Consider the following 330-nt stretch of genomic DNA (forward strand, 5'->3'; position numbering starts at 1 on the left):
ATAGCTCATGGAGTGATATTTGTTTGCAAAATAACAAATATCAAAGTTCAGGGTACTCTTTGCCTTATAGGTTTTCCTTATCTTTAAATTCAGAGATCGGTTTGAAAATCTTGAATTGTTTTATGTGTGCTTCTTCTCTCTTAGAGGACAAAGTCATTTATCGTATTGTGGTAATCCCACAGAAAATACAAAAAGAAGAAAACGATAATCAATTAAAATTACCCAGTGTCTTAGTAGAGTATTTTGATGCGAGTCCATTTGCAATAGCGGTGGTAAAGCAGGAAGGACAATTGCTTTATATGAATAATGCCTTTTTATCACTCATGGGAT

At 33.3% G+C, this 330-nt stretch carries 1 pseudogene; it reads left to right on the top strand.

Features of this window, described 5'->3' with window-relative positions:
• Positions 1 to 330: pseudogene (locus ACFINS_RS09975) on the top strand (hybrid sensor histidine kinase/response regulator); the annotation flags it as partial.

Source organism: Bartonella sp. AA2SXKL (genome assembly GCF_042197205.1).
GTDB lineage: Bacteria > Pseudomonadota > Alphaproteobacteria > Rhizobiales > Rhizobiaceae > Bartonella.